Source organism: Rhodococcus sp. IEGM 1351, assembly GCF_030056875.1.
GTDB lineage: Bacteria > Actinomycetota > Actinomycetes > Mycobacteriales > Mycobacteriaceae > Rhodococcus_F > Rhodococcus_F opacus.
Genome location: NZ_JASHKU010000206.1, coordinates 1 through 208, shown reverse-complemented (window position 1 = coordinate 208; position 208 = coordinate 1). Strand labels below are relative to the sequence as shown.

1 protein-coding gene is annotated in these 208 nt (G+C 37.5%); it reads right to left on the bottom strand.

What is annotated here, in order from left to right:
* A partial coding sequence (locus QM806_RS42070) for a hypothetical protein (protein ID WP_283295095.1) occupies positions 1-208 on the bottom strand: 208 nt, incomplete at both ends.

Here is a 208-nt window from a genome sequence, read left to right as displayed (position 1 = left end):
ATTTAGCAAGGATAAAATTATAAAAAACAACATAAATAACCAAAACACATAAACCAAAGAAAAAAAACAACAAAAAACCAAAACCCATAAAAACAACAAAAAACAAAAAAACAAAAAAACCCACACAAACCACACCACAAAAACAAAAAACACCCCGACACCCCCCCCCGGCACCCCAATTTCCACGCCGCCAGCCCCAGGATGTCCA